The 19,290-nt window shown below is 67.6% G+C and carries 22 protein-coding genes; 11 read left to right on the top strand and 11 right to left on the bottom strand.

Annotated features, from left to right (window positions below):
- Positions 1-293: 293 nt before the first annotated feature.
- The gene (locus IU448_RS08740) at positions 294-1,250 is read right to left on the bottom strand and encodes a helix-turn-helix transcriptional regulator (protein WP_195054882.1); all 957 of its coding nucleotides are present in this window, start codon (positions 1,248-1,250) and stop codon (positions 294-296) included.
- Between the two features lie 62 nt (positions 1,251-1,312).
- Between IU448_RS08740 and IU448_RS08745 the strand changes: the two genes are divergently transcribed.
- Both IU448_RS08745 and IU448_RS08750 read left to right on the top strand, forming a co-directional pair.
- The gene (locus IU448_RS08745; protein WP_195054883.1) at positions 1,313-1,900 is read left to right on the top strand and encodes a TIGR03086 family metal-binding protein; all 588 of its coding nucleotides are present in this window, start codon (positions 1,313-1,315) and stop codon (positions 1,898-1,900) included.
- Positions 1,901-2,276: 376 nt separating this feature from the next.
- Positions 2,277-3,077, top strand: coding sequence for an MFS transporter (locus tag IU448_RS08750; RefSeq protein WP_195054884.1), 801 nt, complete (start codon positions 2,277-2,279; stop codon positions 3,075-3,077).
- A gap of 517 nt (positions 3,078-3,594) precedes the next feature.
- Here the strand turns inward: IU448_RS08750 and IU448_RS08755 are convergent.
- Positions 3,595-4,740 (bottom strand): methyltransferase, encoded by a 1,146-nt coding sequence (locus tag IU448_RS08755; RefSeq protein WP_228812078.1) that lies wholly within the window; start codon positions 4,738-4,740, stop codon positions 3,595-3,597.
- Between the two features lie 347 nt (positions 4,741-5,087).
- Between IU448_RS08755 and IU448_RS29705 the strand changes: the two genes are divergently transcribed.
- A complete protein-coding gene (locus IU448_RS29705) occupies positions 5,088-5,441 on the top strand; it encodes a hypothetical protein (protein ID WP_416382976.1) in 354 nt (117 codons plus the stop codon).
- Here the strand turns inward: IU448_RS29705 and IU448_RS08760 are convergent.
- Both IU448_RS08760 and IU448_RS08765 read right to left on the bottom strand, forming a co-directional pair.
- Positions 5,333-6,004, bottom strand: coding sequence for a hypothetical protein (locus tag IU448_RS08760; RefSeq protein WP_195054885.1), 672 nt, complete (start codon positions 6,002-6,004; stop codon positions 5,333-5,335). The genes IU448_RS29705 and IU448_RS08760 overlap by 109 nt on opposite strands.
- 135 nt (positions 6,005-6,139) lie before the next feature.
- A complete protein-coding gene (locus tag IU448_RS08765) occupies positions 6,140-7,012 on the bottom strand; it encodes a LysR family transcriptional regulator (RefSeq protein ID WP_195054886.1) in 873 nt (290 codons plus the stop codon).
- A gap of 70 nt (positions 7,013-7,082) precedes the next feature.
- Here IU448_RS08765 and IU448_RS08770 point away from each other — a divergent pair, with 70 nt between their 5' ends.
- Complete coding sequence (locus tag IU448_RS08770) at positions 7,083-8,318, top strand: YbfB/YjiJ family MFS transporter (protein ID WP_324188538.1); 1,236 nt, start codon at positions 7,083-7,085, stop codon at positions 8,316-8,318.
- A gap of 49 nt (positions 8,319-8,367) precedes the next feature.
- On the opposite strand, the gene IU448_RS08775 is transcribed toward IU448_RS08770, so the two are convergent.
- Together IU448_RS08775 and IU448_RS08780 are read right to left on the bottom strand one after the other, a co-directional pair.
- A complete protein-coding gene (locus tag IU448_RS08775) occupies positions 8,368-8,586 on the bottom strand; it encodes a hypothetical protein (RefSeq protein ID WP_195055148.1) in 219 nt (72 codons plus the stop codon).
- Between the two features lie 120 nt (positions 8,587-8,706).
- Positions 8,707-9,657 carry a GlxA family transcriptional regulator gene (locus IU448_RS08780; protein WP_195054887.1) on the bottom strand — a complete coding sequence of 317 codons (951 nt, stop codon included), beginning with the start codon at positions 9,655-9,657 and terminating at the stop codon, positions 8,707-8,709.
- Between the two features lie 135 nt (positions 9,658-9,792).
- Between IU448_RS08780 and IU448_RS08785 the strand changes: the two genes are divergently transcribed.
- Entirely contained in the window at positions 9,793-10,440 is a 648-nt protein-coding gene (locus tag IU448_RS08785) for a cysteine hydrolase family protein (RefSeq protein ID WP_195054888.1), read from the top strand.
- A 100-nt stretch (positions 10,441-10,540) separates the two neighbouring features.
- On the opposite strand, the gene IU448_RS08790 is transcribed toward IU448_RS08785, so the two are convergent.
- Positions 10,541-11,434, bottom strand: coding sequence for an NADP-dependent oxidoreductase (locus IU448_RS08790; protein ID WP_195054889.1), 894 nt, complete (start codon positions 11,432-11,434; stop codon positions 10,541-10,543).
- A 70-nt stretch (positions 11,435-11,504) separates the two neighbouring features.
- Here IU448_RS08790 and IU448_RS08795 point away from each other — a divergent pair, with 70 nt between their 5' ends.
- Positions 11,505-12,146, top strand: coding sequence for a TetR/AcrR family transcriptional regulator (locus tag IU448_RS08795; protein ID WP_195054890.1), 642 nt, complete (start codon positions 11,505-11,507; stop codon positions 12,144-12,146).
- Between the two features lie 136 nt (positions 12,147-12,282).
- Here IU448_RS08795 and IU448_RS08800 read toward each other — a convergent pair whose 3' ends face one another.
- Positions 12,283-13,008, bottom strand: coding sequence for a DUF6882 domain-containing protein (locus IU448_RS08800; protein WP_228812079.1), 726 nt, complete (start codon positions 13,006-13,008; stop codon positions 12,283-12,285).
- A gap of 119 nt (positions 13,009-13,127) precedes the next feature.
- Here IU448_RS08800 and IU448_RS08805 point away from each other — a divergent pair, with 119 nt between their 5' ends.
- The 4 genes from IU448_RS08805 to IU448_RS08820 all read left to right on the top strand — a co-directional run bounded on the left by IU448_RS08805 (position 13,128) and on the right by IU448_RS08820 (position 16,315).
- Complete coding sequence (locus tag IU448_RS08805) at positions 13,128-13,949, top strand: SH3-like domain-containing protein (RefSeq protein ID WP_195054891.1); 822 nt, start codon at positions 13,128-13,130, stop codon at positions 13,947-13,949.
- 30 nt (positions 13,950-13,979) lie between these two features.
- The gene (gene scnC, locus IU448_RS08810; RefSeq protein ID WP_195054892.1) at positions 13,980-14,702 is read left to right on the top strand and encodes a thiocyanate hydrolase subunit gamma; all 723 of its coding nucleotides are present in this window, start codon (positions 13,980-13,982) and stop codon (positions 14,700-14,702) included.
- 19 nt (positions 14,703-14,721) lie between these two features.
- The gene (locus IU448_RS08815; protein WP_195054893.1) at positions 14,722-15,099 is read left to right on the top strand and encodes a thiocyanate hydrolase; all 378 of its coding nucleotides are present in this window, start codon (positions 14,722-14,724) and stop codon (positions 15,097-15,099) included.
- Positions 15,100-15,190: 91 nt separating this feature from the next.
- Positions 15,191-16,315, top strand: a complete 1,125-nt coding sequence (locus IU448_RS08820; protein WP_228812080.1) for a serine hydrolase domain-containing protein — start codon at positions 15,191-15,193, stop codon at positions 16,313-16,315.
- A 271-nt stretch (positions 16,316-16,586) separates the two neighbouring features.
- Here IU448_RS08820 and IU448_RS08825 read toward each other — a convergent pair whose 3' ends face one another.
- On the bottom strand, positions 16,587-17,009 hold the full coding sequence (locus IU448_RS08825) for a MerR family transcriptional regulator (protein ID WP_195054895.1): 423 nt from the start codon (positions 17,007-17,009) through the stop codon (positions 16,587-16,589).
- Positions 17,010-17,064: 55 nt separating this feature from the next.
- Here IU448_RS08825 and IU448_RS08830 point away from each other — a divergent pair, with 55 nt between their 5' ends.
- Positions 17,065-18,033: an SDR family NAD(P)-dependent oxidoreductase gene (locus tag IU448_RS08830; protein ID WP_195054896.1), complete on the top strand. Its 969-nt coding sequence runs from the start codon at positions 17,065-17,067 to the stop codon at positions 18,031-18,033.
- A 109-nt stretch (positions 18,034-18,142) separates the two neighbouring features.
- On the opposite strand, the gene IU448_RS08835 is transcribed toward IU448_RS08830, so the two are convergent.
- Positions 18,143-18,355, bottom strand: coding sequence for a DUF397 domain-containing protein (locus tag IU448_RS08835; RefSeq protein ID WP_195054897.1), 213 nt, complete (start codon positions 18,353-18,355; stop codon positions 18,143-18,145).
- Positions 18,352-19,227, bottom strand: coding sequence for a helix-turn-helix domain-containing protein (locus IU448_RS08840; RefSeq protein ID WP_195054898.1), 876 nt, complete (start codon positions 19,225-19,227; stop codon positions 18,352-18,354). Before IU448_RS08840 ends, IU448_RS08835 begins: the two co-directional genes overlap by 4 nt.
- Positions 19,228-19,290 lie beyond the last annotated feature (63 nt).

The raw sequence follows: 19,290 nt of genomic DNA on the forward strand, positions 1-19,290 counted from the left end.
CCCTCCTCGTACAAGGGTTCGGCCGACCGGAGTCGGCGGTTCGGTCCGGGGCGCAGTGTATCCCCGCGCCCGGTTCGGGCAGCCCGGTCTCTGCTCCATCACGCCGCCGCGTGGCGACGTACGGTGGCTGCCGGGCGGCGGACCCGCTGAGGCGCGATCGTGGTCAGCGCTACTGCGGCAGGGCAAAGGGCCGGCGAGAGTGGCGGCGTAGCCAGCACGATCCGGTAGGGCCGGGTCGGGTGGAGTTCGCAAGAGTACGAGGTGGTAGCAGAGGGGGCGGTGTGGGTGGGAGTTCACCTGCGGTGGTGTTCTCGGGAACTTTCTGCGATCGCGACGATTTCCCCGCGCAGCGCATCCGGGGCGATCACCTCGACCTCGGGTCCGAAACCCACCAGCATGGCGGCTGCGGCCCGCAGACTGCGCACCTGCATGCTGAACACTTCCGGATCGCCGGCGGCGGGTTGCGGGTCGGCGAGCATGGTGACCGACAGCGATCGCAGCACCATCGGCAACCGCGGCCGGTGGATCCGCAGCGTGATCTCGGTGCCGGGCACACTGCGGAAGTCGTCCCGCATCTGCTCCCATACGCTGCGCAGATCCAGGTCCGGCGGCCGGTTCGCGGGTGTGCCGAGTCGGTGGACCGCGCTGATCCGGGAGATGCGGTAACTGCGCGGGCGGCCACGGTGGGCGGCGACGAGATACCACGTCGTTGCGACCTGGAGCAATCCCCACGGGTCGACGGTCCGCTCCCCCGGCACGGCGGCTCCCTTGGACTGATACCGGATGCGGATCCGTTCGTCGTCCAGCACAGCCGCTTGGACCTCGGCCAGCGCGCCGAGGGTGTCGGGGTCGCGATGCCAGCCTCCGGCGTCGAGGACGATCCGGTCCCGGACGTGGTCGACCAGGCGATGCTCGTGCTCGGGCAGTGCGGAGGCGAGTTTGCGCAGCGCACTGCTGAACGATCCGCCGAGACCGAGTGCCTCCGCCGTGCCCTGGCCGCCGGCCACGAACAAGGCTCGCGCTTCCGCGCTGGTGAGCTGCTCGACATCCGGTTCGTAGCCGGGTACCAGGGCGAATCCGCCACCGCGGCCGTGTTCGGCGTAGACCGGGATACCGGCGGCCGACAGCGCGTCCATATCGCGCAGCACGGTCCGTTTGGTGACTTCCAGCCGGCCGGCCAGTTCCGCGGAACTCATCTGCCCGTGCCGGCGCAGCAACTGGACGATCTGAAGGAGCCGGTCCGCACGCACCTGTCCAGGATTTCACAAAAAGGTGACAGGAGATGTCACCGCTGAGCCCCGAGACTGGTGTCATGACACAGATTCCGGATTTCCGAGCAGATCTCGCCGCGGCCCAGCAGTGGGTCGCCGGACTCATGGACGCTATCCGCCCCGAGCAATGGGCCGCGCCGACCCCGTGCGCCGATTTCGATGTCCGCGCCCTGCTGGAACACCTGTCCTGCCACCCGGCCAAAATCGCGGCCACCGCCACCGGCGCGGACCCGCGACCACTGCCGGCGCGCACCGAGATCGACGCGAGCGACCCCGGCGGGGACTACCTGAAACGGGCAACCGCCGCACTTGGTGAATGGGCCGACGATTCGCTCCTCACCCGCACGGTAACCGCCCCCTGGGGTCCCGCCCCCGGTGGTGTCGCGCTCGGCGGCTATCTGCTGGAAACCGTCGCCCACGGCTGGGATCTCGCGGTAGCCACCGGCCAGGACCCGGAAGCCGACCCGGCTCTCGTTGCCAAGGCACAGGCCGTCGGTGAACGCGCCGTCACCGATGCCGTCCGCGGCCCCGGCGCTCCCTTCGGCACTCTCGTCCAGCCGCCCGCCGACGCCGGCCCCACCGAACGACTTGCGGCCTTCCTCGGCCGTTCCCGGTCCGTGAATCGCTGATCACCCGGTGTGGCCGCCCTGTCGGCCACACCGGGTGGCCGGGACTGAGTTTTCCGAGCTACTACTACTCGCCGAGTGCCTGCGTTCGAGCGCTCGGCGAACGACCGGGCCCGGCCGGCCTCGGCACCCCTCGCCGGCAACGGAACCGGTGACCGTTCGCTCGGCGAGCGGCAGCGGTATCACCGGCCGCATCCGGTGCGGCACACCGGCTCACACGGCACATCGATACACCCGCACGACACCCGTTTCCACGCGCAAATGGCATCCCACCACGAGTCCCGAGATCTCTCACCGGGCTGTTCGCACCGCCCACCGAGGCGCGAAAGTGTCCGCGCTTACCGCACACCGGGCAGCGATCGGCGGCTATCGTGAGGGCATGGCCGCTTTACCGCCTACGGGGGATCACCTCTCCGAGGCCGATCTGCCCTGGTGGATGCTCATCGGGCCCGGAATCGCGACGATCACAAGCTTGTTCACGCTCACCTCCGTGTACGAGGCCGGGCGCCTCTCCCACATGATGATGGCATTCGGCTTGTTGCCCCGGGATTTCTTCTTGATGGGTGTCCTCCCCTACCTGATCGCCGCCTCGGTGACGTTCACGCTCGGTTTCCTTCTCGGCGGGCGCTTTCCGACGGCACTGGTCCTGCCCGCGCTCGGCGTCATGATCGTCGGGGTGCTCCTCACCTCGTTCGCCACCGGTGGCGCCATGTTGCTCGCCGGGCGCGCGATCAGCGGACTCGGGGCGGGTGTCGCGGTGGGTGTCACCCTCGCGGTGGCGCGGCGAGTCCGGGGCTCGCGGGCTGTCGCAGCCACAGTGGTGGTGGTTCTCGGTGTCCTGGCCGCAGTGGCCGCTCCGTTCGTCAATCGTGTGGTTTCGGAGATGCTCGGCTTCCGTGTGGCGCATCTGGCGACGGCGCTCTTCCTGTTCGCCGCGATACTCGCCGGCACGGTCAGCGGAATAGCCCGGACGGCCGGCGCGCGAGGCAGGGCCGGTCCGGCGCCGTACGGCATGCCCCACCCGTACCCTGCTCCACAGCAGCCGATGGCCGGGTACCCGGCACCGCAATATCCGATCGCGCACAACCCGATTCCGCAGGCGTCGCAGTATCCGGCTCCGCAGTACCCGGCACCCCGGTATCCCGCGGCACCGCACCCACCCGGAAACCCGGGCCGCTGATCCACGACGAAGGCTCCGGCCGCCGCACGATCCGCACCTGTCCGGTAGATCGGCGACCACACCGGAGCACCGTCCGGCTATCGTGATTCCCCCGGCGACGTTCAGATCGTCGGCGAGCCCGGCGCGTACGCCGGGTGGCAGGAACTCGGCGGTCACCAGGGAGAAGCTGCCCAGGAACATGATGAACAGGGCCGCCCGCCGGGCCGATTCCGATATCGCCGCGCCGGGCGGCAGAGTGCTCGTTGTCAGGCCCGATGCAACAAGCCGGCAGCGCCGGGCACGCGCCCGAAACGCCACAGCAGCCGACTCGAACGCCACGGTTCCGCCACTGCGAACCGCACCGGCCACGGCGTTGCGAGCCCCGGCACTCGTCCGGACGCCGGTGTTCCTCCCGGGAGGGAGCCGAGGGGACTGTGCAACCGGGCACCGAGCGCCTCGGCACCGCTGCGCGGGTCGATGACGGTGCGGCCCGTCGTAAGCACGGACCTGCCTGTCTTCGGCGCCCACAGGTAGGCGCTCAGTCCGGCACCAGCCTCCACAGGGAGGTGATCTCCTGCCGCCGGGCTTCGTGGAGAGGGTCGGCGGTGTCGGTGGCCCGCGGGTGCCGTGGCACGGTGTCGTAGCGGCCGGCCACGCGCAGACCGGCCGCGGCGATATGTGCGCGGAGTTCGTCGCGGGTGCGCAGACCGAGGTGTTCGGCGAGATCGGACAGGATCAGCCACCCCTCGCCGCCCGGGACGAGGTGGTCCGGGAGTCCGCGCAGGAAGCGGCGCAGCATATCGGAATCCGGGTCGTAGATGCCCAGTTCGAGCGCGGAGGTCGGCCGCGCGGGCAGCCAGGGCGGATTGCAGACGACCAGGTCGGCGCGGCCGTCGGGCCACAGGTCGGCCTCGACGACTCGGGTCCGGTCGGCGACGCCCAGACGGTGCAGGTTCGCGCGGGCGCAGGTCACCGCACGCGGGTTGATATCGGTGGCGACCACCCGGGCACCGCGGCGGGCGAGGACGGCGGCGAGTACTCCGGTGCCCGTGCCGAGATCGAATACCAGCGGCCGCTCGGCCCCCGCCGGCAGCGGTGCCCGGGCGACGAGGTCGATGTATTCGCCGCGAACCGGCGAGAAGACGCTGTAGTCCGGGTGAATACGGGCGCCGAGCGCGGCGATATCGACACCTCGTAGATGCCACTGGTGGGCACTGAGCACACCGAGTAGTTCCGGAAGCGATATACAGATCCGCTCGAGGCCGCCGCCGGCCGGGCCGGCGGCGGAGGTGCCGTAGGCGTGCTCGCAGGCCGGCCGCACGTCCGGTGCCCGGCGCAGGCGCAGGCGATAGCCGGGCTCCAGGACCACCAGGACCCGGCCGAGTAGTTCTGCGCGCGCGGCCCGTTCGGCCCGCCGGCTGTCGAACAGTGACGCTGTCTCCTGTCCGGCTGCGGCGACTCGCGGATTCCGCTGCCGACGTTGCATCGCTCGGATGAGCTGGCGCGCATTGTGGAAATCACCCCGCCACAACAGCCCTGTCCCGGCCCGGGCAAGGCGGTGGGCGGCGTCGGCGGTGGTGCGGTCGTCGACGACGACAATGCGACCGGGGGCGGGGGACGCGTTCTCGGAATGCCAGCGCGCCGAGTGCGTCGATTCGTGCTCGGTCCAGCCGATGGTGGTCAAGTCGTACTCCTGGGGGAACGAAGGTGCCTCGGGACGGCATCGCTTCGATGCAGGAGTACGGCAGGGACTACCCGGAGGCAGACGTGCGAACCGGGCAGCACACACCCCGCAGCGAAGCGCGGGGGCGGCGATCGCCCAGCACCATACCCATGCCCACCGTCTGTTCCCTCCGTCGTGTACGCCTATCTTCGCATGCACTTCGGTTCCCGGCGCGACCGCGTGCGAGGAACCAGCACGAGAGTGGGCTCGAACCGCCGTCCGCAGGCATTCTCTGCCCGGCATCACGGCCGGTTTCGGCCGGCATGTGACGCGCACTGCGCCGCGACCGCGGAATCACCGTCGCCGACCTGGCGAGGAAGACCGGGATCGCCGAGAACATCCTGTCGCGGCCGGCGACCGGGCAGCGCCGGGCCACCTTGGAACTGCTACCGCCGGCGCGCACCTATGGCGTTCCGCTCGACGATCTCGTGGACGCCCCGCGCACCGGCGAACCCCGGATCCATCCGACCGATCCAGCGGCCCGGCACGGTGTACATCCCGCTGAACCGCCGGCAGCAATTCCCGCCTGCCTGCAGATCCCGGAGGTACACGCTCAACCGGCGCGTTCGGCAAGCGCTTCCAGCGCCGCCCGGGCCGCGCGGTCGGCGATATATGCCGAGTCGGTGCGGTCCGGTGGGTTACCGCCCGAGTCGACTCGGTAACCGGCTGCGACGAGATAGCTGTCGTGCACCGCGAACGTCACCGAGGTTCGGGTACCGAGGATTTCGTTACCGGCGGTCACCGTGAACGCTCGAGCCGGCGCATACGGCGAGCCGGTGCCGGTTATCGGGGATCGGCGGAAGAATTCCCAGGCGATCGAATCGTGGTCGAGCGGGCACTGCCCGTCGAACAACGACCGGAGTGCATCGAACGCCCGCACCGTACGAGCCGGGGATTCATAGGCGTAGGCATCGACACCCACGGTGCCCGCGGGGCCGGTGACGCCCATTGCGGCGAACCCGGTGACCGGGTATTCGCGGCCGCGGTGCGCGGCGGGGTGCGAGTACTGGTCTTCGACCGTGGCCGGCGCGCACGCCGACGGATACAGCACGCGCCCGGCGGCTGTTTCGTGGAACTCGTCGGTATTGCGCAGGAAACCCGCATATCCCAGAAGGGAATCCGGCATCTGCCCGGGCGTGATGGTGTCCGCTCGGGCGGCCACGGCCGGCGTCAGGAAAGCCGCGGCGGTCGCGATGAACACAACGATATATCGCCGGAATTTCATATCCGCACCTCCGAGTTCCGGGCAGCGCGGCCGCGGTACACCGCCGGCCGGCACAGCCGCGACGCCATAGCCGGGCACGACCGCCGCCGGGCCGATACACCCGATACCGATCCATCGGGTGCGGGCGAAACCACGTTAACCACGCTGGGGCCCGGCCACTGTGGCATCGGGGCGCAGGGCGATATCGAGGAAGCGGCGGAGCGTACGAGACGGCGGCGGTATGCGGCGGCAGCCCAGATACAGCGGCGAATCGGGGATATCCGGCAGCTCCCGGTAGACCACGCCCGGGTGGGGTGCGCGATGGACCGCGATCGCCGGGACGGCACCGATCCCGCGGCCCGCACTCACCAGTTCGAGCCATTCGTCGAAGTTGCGGCAGGTGACGATTTCCCGCGCGGGGTGCGGCTCGGGCCAGTTGTCCGGCATGGTCGTGCCCGACCGTGGATTGACGACCAGCGGCTGGTCGGCGAGCTCGCACCAGCGGAGGCCGGCGCGGTCGGCAAGCGGTGAATCCGCGGCCATCGCCAGCACGCGCCGCTCGGTGCCGATGCGGTGCCAGGTGAGCGTGTCGTTCCCGTTGCGAGTGTTGCGGACCAGCGCGAAATCGAGGCGACCGCGTGCGAGATCACCGACCGGGTCGTCGGTGCGGTGGATGGCTAGACGACCGCCGAGACCGTCCCAGGCGGCGCGCACCCGGCCGAACCATTCCGAGGGCAGCAGCCAGGCGAAGCCGAGGCGTACTTCGGCGCGACCGCGCATATCGGTTTCGAGTTCGCCCAGCTCGGTGAGGATCTGCCGGGCCCGGGCGTGGAACTCGCGGCCGTCGCCGGTCAGTTCCAGCCGGCGGGCGGCACGGTCGACGAGGGCGATACCGAGGATTCGTTCGAGGTCCTGCACGGTGCGGGTGAGCGAGGGCTGAGTGAGGTGCAGCCGCGCGGCGGCGCCGGTGTAGGTGCCTTCTTCACAGAGGGCGACGAATGCGGCGAGGTGCCGCACCTGCAGATCCATACGTTCAGCGTATACCTCATGATCAACCGTCATTTCCCGCCGCTATCGCAGGCTCGTAGCGTGGTGGGACGTGAACGAGGTACGGGTGGCCGCTCCGCTGCTGCGGGGCAAGACAGTGGGTGTGGCAGCGGCGGCAGGGCTCGCGGCCGCGATGGGGGTGGGCCGGTTCGTCTTCACCCCCCTCCTGCCGATCATGACCGCGTCGGCGGAAATCAGCGCCGGTGACGGGGCATTGATCGCGACGGGTAACTACGCCGGCTACCTGGTGGGTGCGCTGCTGCTGACCCGCCGCCCCGGCCTCGCCACCCGCTCGCTGTTCCTGGCTTGGTCACTGCTGCTGGTCGCAAGCGAGGCCGCGATGGCCACGACAACTGCGGTCTGGATCCAGATCGCACTGCGTTTCCTCGCCGGCGCCGCCAGTGCCGCGATCTTCATCGCCTGCGCGACCACCGTCGCGCAACACCGGGCCGAGGGCGCGTCCCCTGGTGTCGCCTTCGCCGGGGTCGGCGCGGGTATCGCCGGCACCGGAATCTATACGTTGCTCGCGGCACCGCACCTGTCCTGGCAGGGTTTGTGGATCGGCTCGGCCGTGCTCACGGCGGCCCTGCTGGTCCCCGCAGTGCTGCTGGATATCCGACCGGAAACTCGCGCTGCCGATACTGCCGGTACCGGCGGCAGTCCGGCGGCACGGCGGTCATCGCGGCTCCTCCTGGGCTCCTACTTCGCGGAGGGTGTCGGCTACATCATCGTGGGCACCTTTCTCGTCGCCGCGGTATCCGGCACCGGCAGTGCGTCGGCGGGCGCACTGGTCTGGATGATCGTCGGCCTCGCCGCGGCGGTGAGCACAGTCGCGTGGCACGCCGTGGCCGGGCGGATCGGCACCGGCCCGGCCCTGGTGACCGCCCTGCTCGTGCAGGCCGCCGGGACCGCGGCCGCCGCCGTCTCCGACAGTGTCGCCATCGCCGTGGTCGCGGCCGTGGCGTTCGGCGGCACCTTCATGGCCGTGGTAGTCCTGACTCTGGATGCCGCCCGCCGACTCGGTATCGCCCACGCGGCCGCCATGCTGACCGCCGCCTATGCGACCGGCCAGGTCATCGGCCCGCTACTGGTCGTCCCCCTCGTCGACACCTCCTACACGTCGGCGTTCGCCCTCGCCGCACCGATCATCGCCCTGTCGGCGGTGCTGGCCCGTGCGGCGCATCCGGGACCGCGGGTCGGGCCGACCCCCGCCGCACCTCGGCTCGTGCGGCCGGCACACCGTTGTCCAGGCCGTACGGCCGGGCGGCGGTCAGAATGTGGTCCGTGATTGCGGCCGTGGCCGTCGGCGAGCCGGGTACCGCTGCGCACAGGTTTGGTCAGCTGCCGGTTTCGCGTTCGTCCCGGTCTTGCGCGTCTTCGCCGGAATCTCCTTGCATCGCCAGGCCGAACGAAACTCCGGTGGCGACCCCGATCGCCACACCGATCGCAAGGTTGCCCAGCGCAAACCCAACGGCCACGCCGATCGCAAACCCGATCGCCAGCCCGGCACCCATACCACCGTTCAGCAAACCGTTTCGTTTCGCAGGACCGACCATGGCCCGATGCTACGTGCCGGGTTCGCGGTGACGACGCGCCGGACCGGCGCCTCACCGGTGCGGGCGCTGCCGGTCGCATCCGGCACCGGGTCCGAGCGTCGGCACCGAGGACTGGGCTGCTCACCGATCGGCGGCGAACCGCCGACGGTAGGCGGTGGGGGTGGTACCGAATGCGGCGGTGAAGTTCTGCCGGAAGGTGATCGCACTACCGAAACCGCATGCCGCAGCCAGGCTTTCGATGCCCCAATCGGTGGTTTCCAGCAGCGCCCGCGCTTCGTCGAGCCGGCGTTCGAGAATCCAGCGGGCCGGTGTCGTGCCGGTGGTCTGCTGGAAATGCCGGACGAAGCTGCGCCGGCTCATGCACGCCTGTTCGGCCAGCAAGTCGACGGTGAGCGGCTGGTCCAGCCTGGCCAGGGCCCAGTCCAGTACGTCCCCCAGCGCGTTCCCGGTGGCGGGCCGGGCCAGGGGACGTTCGATGTACTGCGCCTGGCCGCCCTCCCGATGCGGTGCGACCACCAGCGACCGCGCCACCCGGGTGGCGGCGGCGGCGCCGAGGTGCGTGCGGACCAGGTGCAGGCAGGCGTCGAGCGCCGCGGCGGTCCCCGCCGAGGTGAGGACGTCGCCGTGATCGATGTAGAGCACCGAGGTATCCACCCGGACTCCGGGGCGTCGCTCGGCCAGCAGCGACATCGCCGTCCAATGGGTGACGGCCGCGCGCCCGTCGAGCAGGCCCGCGTCGGCGAGCGGGAACGCGCCCAGGCACAGGCCGGCGATCGTCGCACCGCGCCCGTGCGCCGCGGCGAGCTGTTCGCGCAGTTCGGGACCGGTCGGCGCGATCGGTAGCGTCCAGGAGGGAACGATCACGATATCGGCGTCCTCGACGATCTCCGGACCGGAGATATCGCCGATCGGGTACCCCTCGGCCGTCCGGATCGATCCACCGTCCGACGACCAGAGCCGGGTCTCCCAATCGGTCGCGAGCCCGAGACGGCTCACCTCGCCGAACACCATCAGCGGTACGGACAGATGGAACATGGTGATCTCGTCGAAGGTGAAGATGGCGATTCGCATACGGGCTCCCTTTGTGGCCTGATCTCATCGAAAGTATGCATTCGTGCCACTCACGGTGGTCGCGCCGGGCGGCGAACAATCGAAGAGGACGCCCTCCCGGCGTTCGATCCCGACCTTCCGAGGAGCAGATTCCCCATGCCGACCGCCCGCCGCGCCCTCATCGTCGTCGATGTCCAGCAGGAATACTTCACAGGCCCCCTGGAGGTCCAGTTCCCGCCGCGCACCGAATCACTCGCCAATATCGTCCGCGCGATGGATACCGCCCGCGCCCACGGTATTCCGGTGGTCGTCGTTCAACACCGCAGTCCCAGCGGCGCACCGGCTTTCGTGGAGGGCACCCCGGGCTGGGCACTGCACCCCGCCATCGAGGAACGCACCGCCGCCGCGAGCAAACATCTGCACAAGCAGTACAGCAGCGTCTTCGCCGGCACCGACCTCGCGGAGTGGCTGCGCGCCCACCATATCGACACCGTCACGATCGTCGGTTACATGACCAACAACTGCGATCTCGGCACCGCGGTGGAAGCGGAGGGTCACGGCTTCACCGCGGAGATCCTGTCGGACGCCACCGGCGCCATCCACCTCGCCAACGAGGCCGGGCAGGTTTCGGCGGAAGTTCTGCACACGACGCTGATGGTGCTGCTGCAATCGAACTACGCGGCCGTCGCCACAACGGCCGAATGGATCGAAACCTTGCCCTCCGGCACACCTTTGCCCAAGAGCAACCTGGTCGCTTCGGCGATAGCAGGCTGCTCGGCCGCCGCACCCGTCCCCAGCTCCTGACGACCGGCCCCTGCCTGCGACAGTCGCTGAACGCCTCGGGCTCCTCCAGAACCGTAAGCGGGACTTCGGAGGAGCCCGAGAACTCAGGACCGGATCGTATTCAGATGACTACAACCCGACGCCCACGCGTGTGACCGGCTCGACTGTCGATATGGGCGGCCGCGGCATCGGCGAGCGAGTAGGACTTCGCGATCGGAATGTGCAGCTTTCCCTGGGAGATCAGGCTCGCGGCCTCGGCCAGCGCATCGAACAGATTCCCGGCCACACCGGAGAATCGCACGCCGAAGTCCGCGGCACCGAATTCGGCGATGGAGATCACCTTCTGCGGATCCCCGGTCAGCTCGACGAGATCGGGGAGCACACCCGAGCCGGCCAGATCGAGAGCGGCGTCCACGGGGCCGTGCTGTCGCACCCGTTCGACCCAGCCCGTGTCGTACGTGGTGGCGACGGCACCCAGGCTGCGCAGGTAATCCTGGTTCGCGGCCCCGGCTGTGCCGATCACCCTGATGCCGCGGTCGCGGGCAATCTGCAGGACCGCCGACCCGACTCCCCCGGATGCGCCGCTGACCAGCAGCGTCTGCCCCGGCTGCACACCGGACTCCCGAAGAATACGCAGTGCGGTCTCCACAACCGAGGGGTAGCCGGCCGCCTCTTCGAAGGACAGCCCCTCGGGCATCCGGGCCCACGCCGACAGCACGGCGAATTCGGCATACGTGTCGACGCCTTCGCCGAACACATGGTCACCGACTTCGACCCCTTCGACACCGGGCCCGACCTCGTCCACGACCCCAGCGGCGTCCAACCCGACCCCCGCAGGCAGCTCAGCCGGACGGGTCTGCCGGAACTGGCCTTCCCGTATCCGCCAGTCGATGGGATTCACGCCCGCTGCCCGCACGGCGATGCGGATCCGGCCGGGGCCCGCGTGAGGTTCTTCGGCATCGACGAGTTGCAGGACATCCGGGCCGCCGAATTCGGCGAAGGTCACCTTCTTCATATCGCCGACACTAACACTAACGGTTAGCGTTTTGAAACTGTTGCACTTTTGGCCTTGATAGTGTTAGCGGATGACCGAGCCGCCCGGACGTCGCGAACGCAAGAAGGCCGCGACCCGCCAGAAAATCGCCGATACCGCCCTGCGGCTCTTCCTGGAACGCGGGTACGACGAGGTGGGAATCCGCGATATCGCCGCCGAGGCCGACGTCGCCGTCACCACGCTGTTCTCCCACTTCGCCTCGAAAGAAGCCCTGGTGTTCGACCAGGATCGGGACTTCGAACAACGCCTCACCCGAGCGGTCGCCACCCGCGCACCCCACGACCCACTCATCCCGGCGTTACGCACCGAAATCCACGCGCTGGTACGACATTGCACAGCCGAGGGCGCCGCCCCGATCTGGCGCATGATCGACGAATCCCCGGCCCTCCGGAAATACGAGGACTCCATGCGGCTACGCCATGCGGAATCGCTGGCCACGGCCATCGCCGCCGACCCGGAGCTGGCCCAAACCTCTACGGCCGCCCGAACAATCGCCAGATTCGTGATCGACGCCTACTCACTTGCACGCGAAGCACCCGACCCCGGCGCCGCCGTGGACGAAATATTCCGCATGATCGAGGCAGCCTGGGAAGTAACCCGCCCCTCTCCACAGTCACCCGATGGTCGCGGGTCCGGTAATGGAAACGATCGGGCTGTTCATCGGACCGAGTGAGCCGGCGTGGCAGTTCCATCAGCACGAAGCCTCGAGCAGTGGAGTGACACTGCGCGACGAGACCGGAACCCGCTCGACGAGGAAAACCTCTCCGGCACCGCGAGGTACTTCTCGAGAACACAGGTGTGGGCCGGTTCTATCGAGACCCGGGCCTCGTCAACTCGAGGGAGGCCGCAACACCGTGCTCGTCGAATCCGATCGTCCCGGCGAGGACCGGTGAGTCGACGATCAGCTGACTTTCGTCGGCCGAGAACACCGGATTCAGACCGCGTAGCGCGAGGTAGCTGTTCAGCGCGCGGCGCTGGTCGTACAACGCCAGGCCGGACAGCCCCTCGGTCAGTGTCCGCATGATCCGCGCCCCCTCGGCCGGTGGTAGCCGGAAATCAGGATGGTCCACGAGAAATGCCGCGCGGGTCCCGTCGTCGCCGGCGGGCCCCTGATAGCCGGTCCAGTGGGCGGTGACAGCCTTGGCCGCTTCGGTCAGCACAGCCGCGACCTGGTACGGCTCCGGCTGGTCGAAAGGGAGGGTGTCGAAGGGCAGTTCCGGGACAGACAGTTCGCTGATCTCGTGCTCGACTCCGAACTTGCGGACGGATGCCGCGAGCGCGGCCACCGATTCCGGGAACCCGGACCGGTTGGCCCACGACCACAGCCAGGAACTCGGGCCGGGTGCCGCGGTCCCGAGAAAATGGAAGTCGGTGCATTCGACGCTGCCGCGCTCGGTGTCGAACGTGAACGACCTGGTCTGCAGGTTCACCTGCCACGAATGCTCGCCCAGCACGTCGGCCAGGTGCAACTGGTGTTCGAGGGAGAGGAAGGCGGCGTCGTCCAGCAGGTTCACGAAGGCAGGTGTCGGGCGCACCTCGGGAAGCCTAGCCGGGTCGGAACCGAGTCACAGATTTGACGATATCGAAACCCGGAAACCCGGCCTGCTCCCATTAAGGTTGGGAGCGGCCTACCCATTTCAGGGAGATGGTTGACATGGCAAATTCGGTTATGGACGACTACGTCAGCCAGTTGCGCGTAGCGCTCCATCAGATCCGCGATTGGCCCTACCCCGATCAGATAGATCACGAACTCTTCCGCGCATTCATGAAAACCCCGCACGATGTGGGCGGCGAACCCGATGCACCGGCTGTTTTCGAGGACAAAGAGGAGGAGGTCTGGGAGCTCAATACGTTCGTCACCTGCGAAGTGCTCGGCTGGCGGGGTATCTGGACGTCCGAGGAACGCCGGCGGATCGGCAACGTCGATATCGGACGGACACAGTATCTCGGGTTTCCCTATTACGGCCGCTGGGTGCTCGCCATTGCCCGCTGTCTCATCGACAAACGGCATATCACGCTGCGTGAACTGCTCGAACGCACCGAGGAGGTCCGCGAGCGGTACGCAGGCCGGCCCGGCCCGTTGGAAGCCGCACCCCGTAGCACCGGGGACGGTACCGCCGTGGCTCGCAATACTCATCACCGGGACGCGGTCGGTCTGGGCGACCCCCAATGCTTCGCCGGACAAGCCGGTGCTCCCCGGTTCACGGTCGGTGACCAGGTTTCGGTGCGGGAACTTCCGACAATCTTCTACACCCGCACCCAGGAGTATCTGCGCGGAAAACAGGGCACCGTCGTCAAGGTGTCCTACGAAAGCCCGATACCGGAGGACGAGGCGTTCGACCGCGAGGATCGGCGGCCCGAATGGTTCTACATCGTGCGCTTCGATATGACAGAGCTGTGGGGCCCGTATCGAGGGTGCGCCGGCGACACTCTACAAGCGGAAATATCGGAACCCTGGCTTCAGCCGATCTCGTAGATCCCGTGACACCTCGAGGAAAGGAACACGATGGGCGGGATATCGAACGAAGGTGAAAACGACGCAGCCCCTCGGCATGCGGCACCGATGGTCGAGGAGGTCACCGATTTCGAGGTGCTCGAAATCGCGCTACGCGAGCTGGCAATCGAGAAGGGATTGTTCACCGCCGAGGATCACCGCCGGTACACGGAGTATTTCGAGCAATTGGGACCGGCGCCGGGCGCCCGGTTCGTCGCCAAGGCGTGGTCGGACCCCGATTTCAAGCAGCTCGCGCTGGAAGACGCCGTCACCGCCTGCCACGAAGTCGGTATCGACTGGTTGAAGCCGACCGGGTTCGGGACGCCCAGCGATTTCACCGCGCTCCACATTCTCGAAGACACCCCGACGCTGCATCACGTCATCTGTTGCAGCCTGTGCTCCTGCTATCCCCGCCCACTGCTCGGAAATTCGCCCGAGTGGTATCGGACGCCGAACTACCGCCGCCGGCTGGTCCGCTGGCCGCGTCAGGTTCTCGCCGAGTTCGGCCTCTATCTCACCGAGGACGTCCGGATCCGAGTCGAGGATTCCAATTCCAAGCACCGGTTCATGGTGTTACCGGTGCGCCCGGACGGTACCCAGGGATGGAACGAGGAGCAGCTCACGCAGATCGTGACGCGTGACTGCCTGATCGGGGTCGCCCTGCCCAAGCCTGGAAGAACCGCGGATGTGGATCGCCCGGTACATGCCGCGGTCCACCCGGTGCAGAACCGCTGACCGACCGGAAGGACAACAGATGCCAGTGGACCAGGATGTCACCCGGATCAGGGTTCGGCTGCTGGAGGAAATGATCAACCGGGATCAGGTGTGGTCCCGGATGGCCGACAAGTACGGTGTCGAGAATCCCTCGCCGCCTTGGAAATCGAGCCTGGACGGCGTGTGCGACGCCCTCGATCGGGAAGGAACCGCACTGCCGCTGCTCGCCCGGCGCGAAGAGGAGGATCGTCTCACCGGGGAGGTGTACCCGGCGCTACCCTTTCCCGAGAATCAGCTTGTCGCGCTGGCACATTCGTTGATCGCCCGGAAGGTCATCGACGAAGACGAACTGGCCGAACATATCGCGGAGGTCCGGGCCAGGCTGGAAGCGGACGGCGTCACCCGGCCCAGCTCCTGAACCGAGCCCCCTCTCGTCGTACTCCGGTGCCACACCGATGTCGTACTGCAGTCCGGTGCGCGCGGCGGTGGCAGTTTCCTACCGTCGTTTCATGCGTATACAGGCTGCCGCTTTCTCGATCTGTACCGGCGCGGTTTTGCTCACCGCCTGCAGCACCGCCGGGGAATCCACTGCACCTCTCGTGTCTGCCGATCGCGTGAACAGTGTGCAAGCAGACCTGGATTCAGCGGTCGGTTCAGGCGCTGTCGGTGCCATTGCCACACTCACCGAAGGCGACTCCGAAACCGTATTGACCTCAGGAGTCGCCGATATCAGCGCCCGGTCACCGATCCCCGCCGACCGTCCGCAGCATGTCCGGGTCGGCAGCGTCACCAAAACATTCACCGCTGCGATCGTGTTGCAACTGGCTGCGGAGCACAGAGTCGATCTCGACCGTCCGATCGCCACCTACCTGCCCGACCTGTTCACCGGCACCGGCGTGAACGGGCAGGCCGTCACCGTCCGTCAGATCCTGGGCCACCGAAGTGGTCTGCCCGAACTGACCGGTTCCCCTGGAGAGAGCGAATACAGTGCCGCGCACGAGGGCCGCACTTTCGACCCGGATCAGGTGATTACGCAGGCGTTGCGCAACCCCGCACAGTTCGCCCCCGGCGCACGGTTCGAATACACCAACACCAACTACCTCGTCGCCGGCCGGCTGATCGAGGTGGTGACGGGCCACCGCTACAGCGACGAGCTGCGCGACCGCATTACCGCGCCGCTGAACCTGTCCGACACCTATCTGCCGGCTGCCGGTGACACCGATCTGCGCGAACCACATCCCATCGGATACCGGACCATCGACGGCGAAATCACAGACGTCACCCACATCGAACCGTCGCTGCCGTGGAGTGCGGGCGCGCTCGTCAGCACCGGCGCCGATCTGAACCGCTTCTACACCGCCCTGTCCGCCGGACAAGTTGTGCCGCAACCCCAATTGCAGCAGATGCTGGACGGTGTGGATATGGGCAACGGTGACGGCATGTTCTACGGTCTCGGCCTCGGATACACCGAACTACCGTGCGGCGCACAGTTCATCGGGCACAACGGTGGGATCTTCGGGTTCACCGCGCTCTCCGGCGCCACCTCGGCCGGGCGGGCGGTCACCCTCTCTTACACCGGGACACCCGCCGATACCGATAGCCGCAGCATGCTCACGCACGCCCTGTGCGACTGATGTGGAGTGGCAGGCGTGTCGGCCCCTGAAACCGGCTACCTCGACCCTCCCGTTGCCTGTGTACTCGCCACCAACCCGACCGAAACGACCTCGTAACTGCCGGCAACCCGAGTTCGGACCCCGGCAGACCACGAGTAATCGTGGCGCACGAACTCGCCGGCTACTGGGTGTGGCCGCTGGTCAGCGACCGAACTCGGCCGTTGTGGACTACCCGGAGGCACCAGAAGTCGCTGCCGGCCGAGGAGAGTTCACCGACGCGGTGGCCCTTGCTTCAGATCGTCGGGTCCCAAAGTCCGTCGGCTTCACCGCGGGCAAGGTGCTCGGCGTAGACGCCGACCTTCCAGCAGATGACGGACCGGCACTCCTCCAGCGCCTGGATCTGTGCGTCGACGCGCTGCCGATGGGCGTCCAGCAGTCGCAAACGTTCCTCCTCGTTGCCCGGTCCTCGGCGCACGAGTTCGGCGAAGTGCTCGAGGTCGGCGAGCGGCATGCCGGATTCGCGGAGCTTGACGCAGATCAACAACCACTCGACATCGACAGAGGTGTAGCGCCGTCGGCCGCCCGACGTGCGCTGGACCGGCCCGACAAGCAGGCCCTTGCGCTCATAGAAGCGCAGCGCGTGCACGCTCAGTCCGGTCCGCTCGGCTACCTCGCCGATGCTCAGCGACTGCCCGGCAGCCTCGGTGGTCGTCATCCCGCTCACTCCTGGATTTGATCTAGACCTCGCTCTAGATCGTAGCGTCGGCGGCATGACCATTTCTGATCAGCAGCCGCTCGGCTCGGCCTTCTCCGCGTCCACTACCGCCGCGGACGTCGTGGCCGGCCTCGATCTCTCCGGAAAGACGGCCGTGGTGACCGGGGGCTACTCCGGGCTCGGCCTGGAGACCACCCGGGCTCTGACGGCCGCCGGAGTCCGGGTCATCGTTCCCGCCCGCCGCCCGGATGTTGCCCGTGCTGCTCTGCAGGAGATGAAAAACTGCGAGGTCATCCCCATGGACCTGACCGACATCCACAGCGTCCGTTCAGCCTGCGCGCACATCAGCGACCGGGTCGACGCGCTCGATCTCCTGATGGGCGTTGCCGGAGTCATGGCCACCCCCGAGCGGCGGGTCGGGCCCGGCTGGGAAGGCCAACTCACCGCCAACCACTTCGGGCACTTCACCCTCGCCTGCGAGCTCTACCCGCTCCTGGCCGCCGCAGACGGCGCGCGCGTCATCGTCAACAGCTCGGCCGGGCACACCCTGACCGGCATCCGCTGGCACGACCCGCACTTCCGTACCGGCTACGACAAGTGGCTGGCCTACGGCCAGGCCAAAACCGCCAACGCTCTGTTCGCCGTGCACCTCGATGCCCTCGGGAAAGGCGACGGCGTCCGGGCATTCGCCCTCCATCCCGGAAAGATCATCACCGGGCTCCAGCGGGAGATGCCTCTCCAGGAGCAGATCGACCGCGGCTGGGTGGACGAACACGGCAACGTCATCGGCGATGGTTTCAAGACTCCCTCCCAGGGGGCCGCCACCGGCCTGTGGGCCGCCACGTCCCCGCTCCTCGACAACCACGGCGGCCTCTATCTGGAGGACTGCGACGTTGCCTATGTTTCGGCCCCTGGCACCCCCATGGATGACGGTGGCGTCCGCGCATACGCCATCGACCCGGACGAGGCGGCCCGGCTCTGGTCCCTGTCTCTCGCCGTGACCGGCGCGACGCCGATCAGTTGATAACACCACTCTCTAGCCGTGATGCCGTCCTTGTCGATGAACTCGCGGGCGTACCGAAGCTCGTCGGCCGAGATCCGCTACTTCCCGTGATAATCCCGGCCGATGGTGATCAGCGCGAAAGGCGGAGGCCCCCATATCCCTTCATCCCGGCAGTGAAGGCCGTCCACTCTGCCGGGCTGAACACCAGTGCGGGCCCGGTCGGGTTCTTGGAATCGCGAACACCGACAAGCCCGGCGTCGAGCCAGGCAGCTTCGACGCAATCTCCACCACTCCCGCTGTGTGATGACTTGAACCACTCCGCATTCGATAGATCGTTCGTCACTGGTCGTATCTCCTTGCTATCTTTCTGATTCGATCCCGCGAACTCACGTCGTCCAGAGTTGCCGACCGGAGTGTGTCGTACAGCGCCCGGAACCGTTGGACATCATCGTTGTCTTCGAAAGTCATCGAGCCGATGGCGCCCTCGGTGTGCACTACCGACGGCTCACTGTCCGCAAAGTCCAGCACGATGAACGGCGGGACTACGTGGCCGGTCGGGAGACCCGCACCGAATGGAACCACTCGGACCACGGTGTTCTCGTGCGTGCTCACATCTGCCATATGCCGACACTGCGCAGCCATGATGCGATTCGAGCCGACCACCGTGTGCAGCACACTTTCGTGCAGCAAGAACTCGAGCTCAACCTTCCAGCGCCGCTGTACAAGTCGGGCCCGGCGATGAACTCGCATCTCGACCCACTTCTCGACTTCCGATTCCGGATCGTCCGGTGCTGACGCGCGGTAGACAGCCCTGGCGTAGTCGGGCGTTTGCAGAAGTCCAGGGATCAGCAGGGGTTGAAAGAAGCGGAATTCCGTGGCATAGGATTCGAGTTCGAGATACGAGCTGAAACCCTCGTGAAGGAAGTGCCGGTAGTTCTGCCACCACACCTTGGTGTTCGATTCTGCCGCCACAGCCATCAAGTAGGCGGTCCGCTCCTGCGGCAGGCAGTAATAGCGGCAGAGGTATTCCACCTCTCTGACCTTGATCTTCTCGTACTGTCCCAGCTCGATCCGGCTGAGCGTCGCCCGGCTGAACTCGGTCTCCCGCGCCACTTGGTCCAACGTGGACCCGAGTGCATGGCGGGCATCGCGCAACGCCCGCCCGAGTTGCCGACGCGGCAGTGTGGTGCCGCTGAGATCCGCCTTGCTCGGCATAGCGCCTCCCCTGTTTCTCAATGGAATCGCTCGGCGTTTCTCAGGTCGAGAATCATCGTAGGC

The sequence above is a fragment of the Nocardia flavorosea genome, assembly GCF_015477805.1.
In the GTDB taxonomy this organism is placed as follows: domain Bacteria; phylum Actinomycetota; class Actinomycetes; order Mycobacteriales; family Mycobacteriaceae; genus Nocardia; species Nocardia flavorosea_A.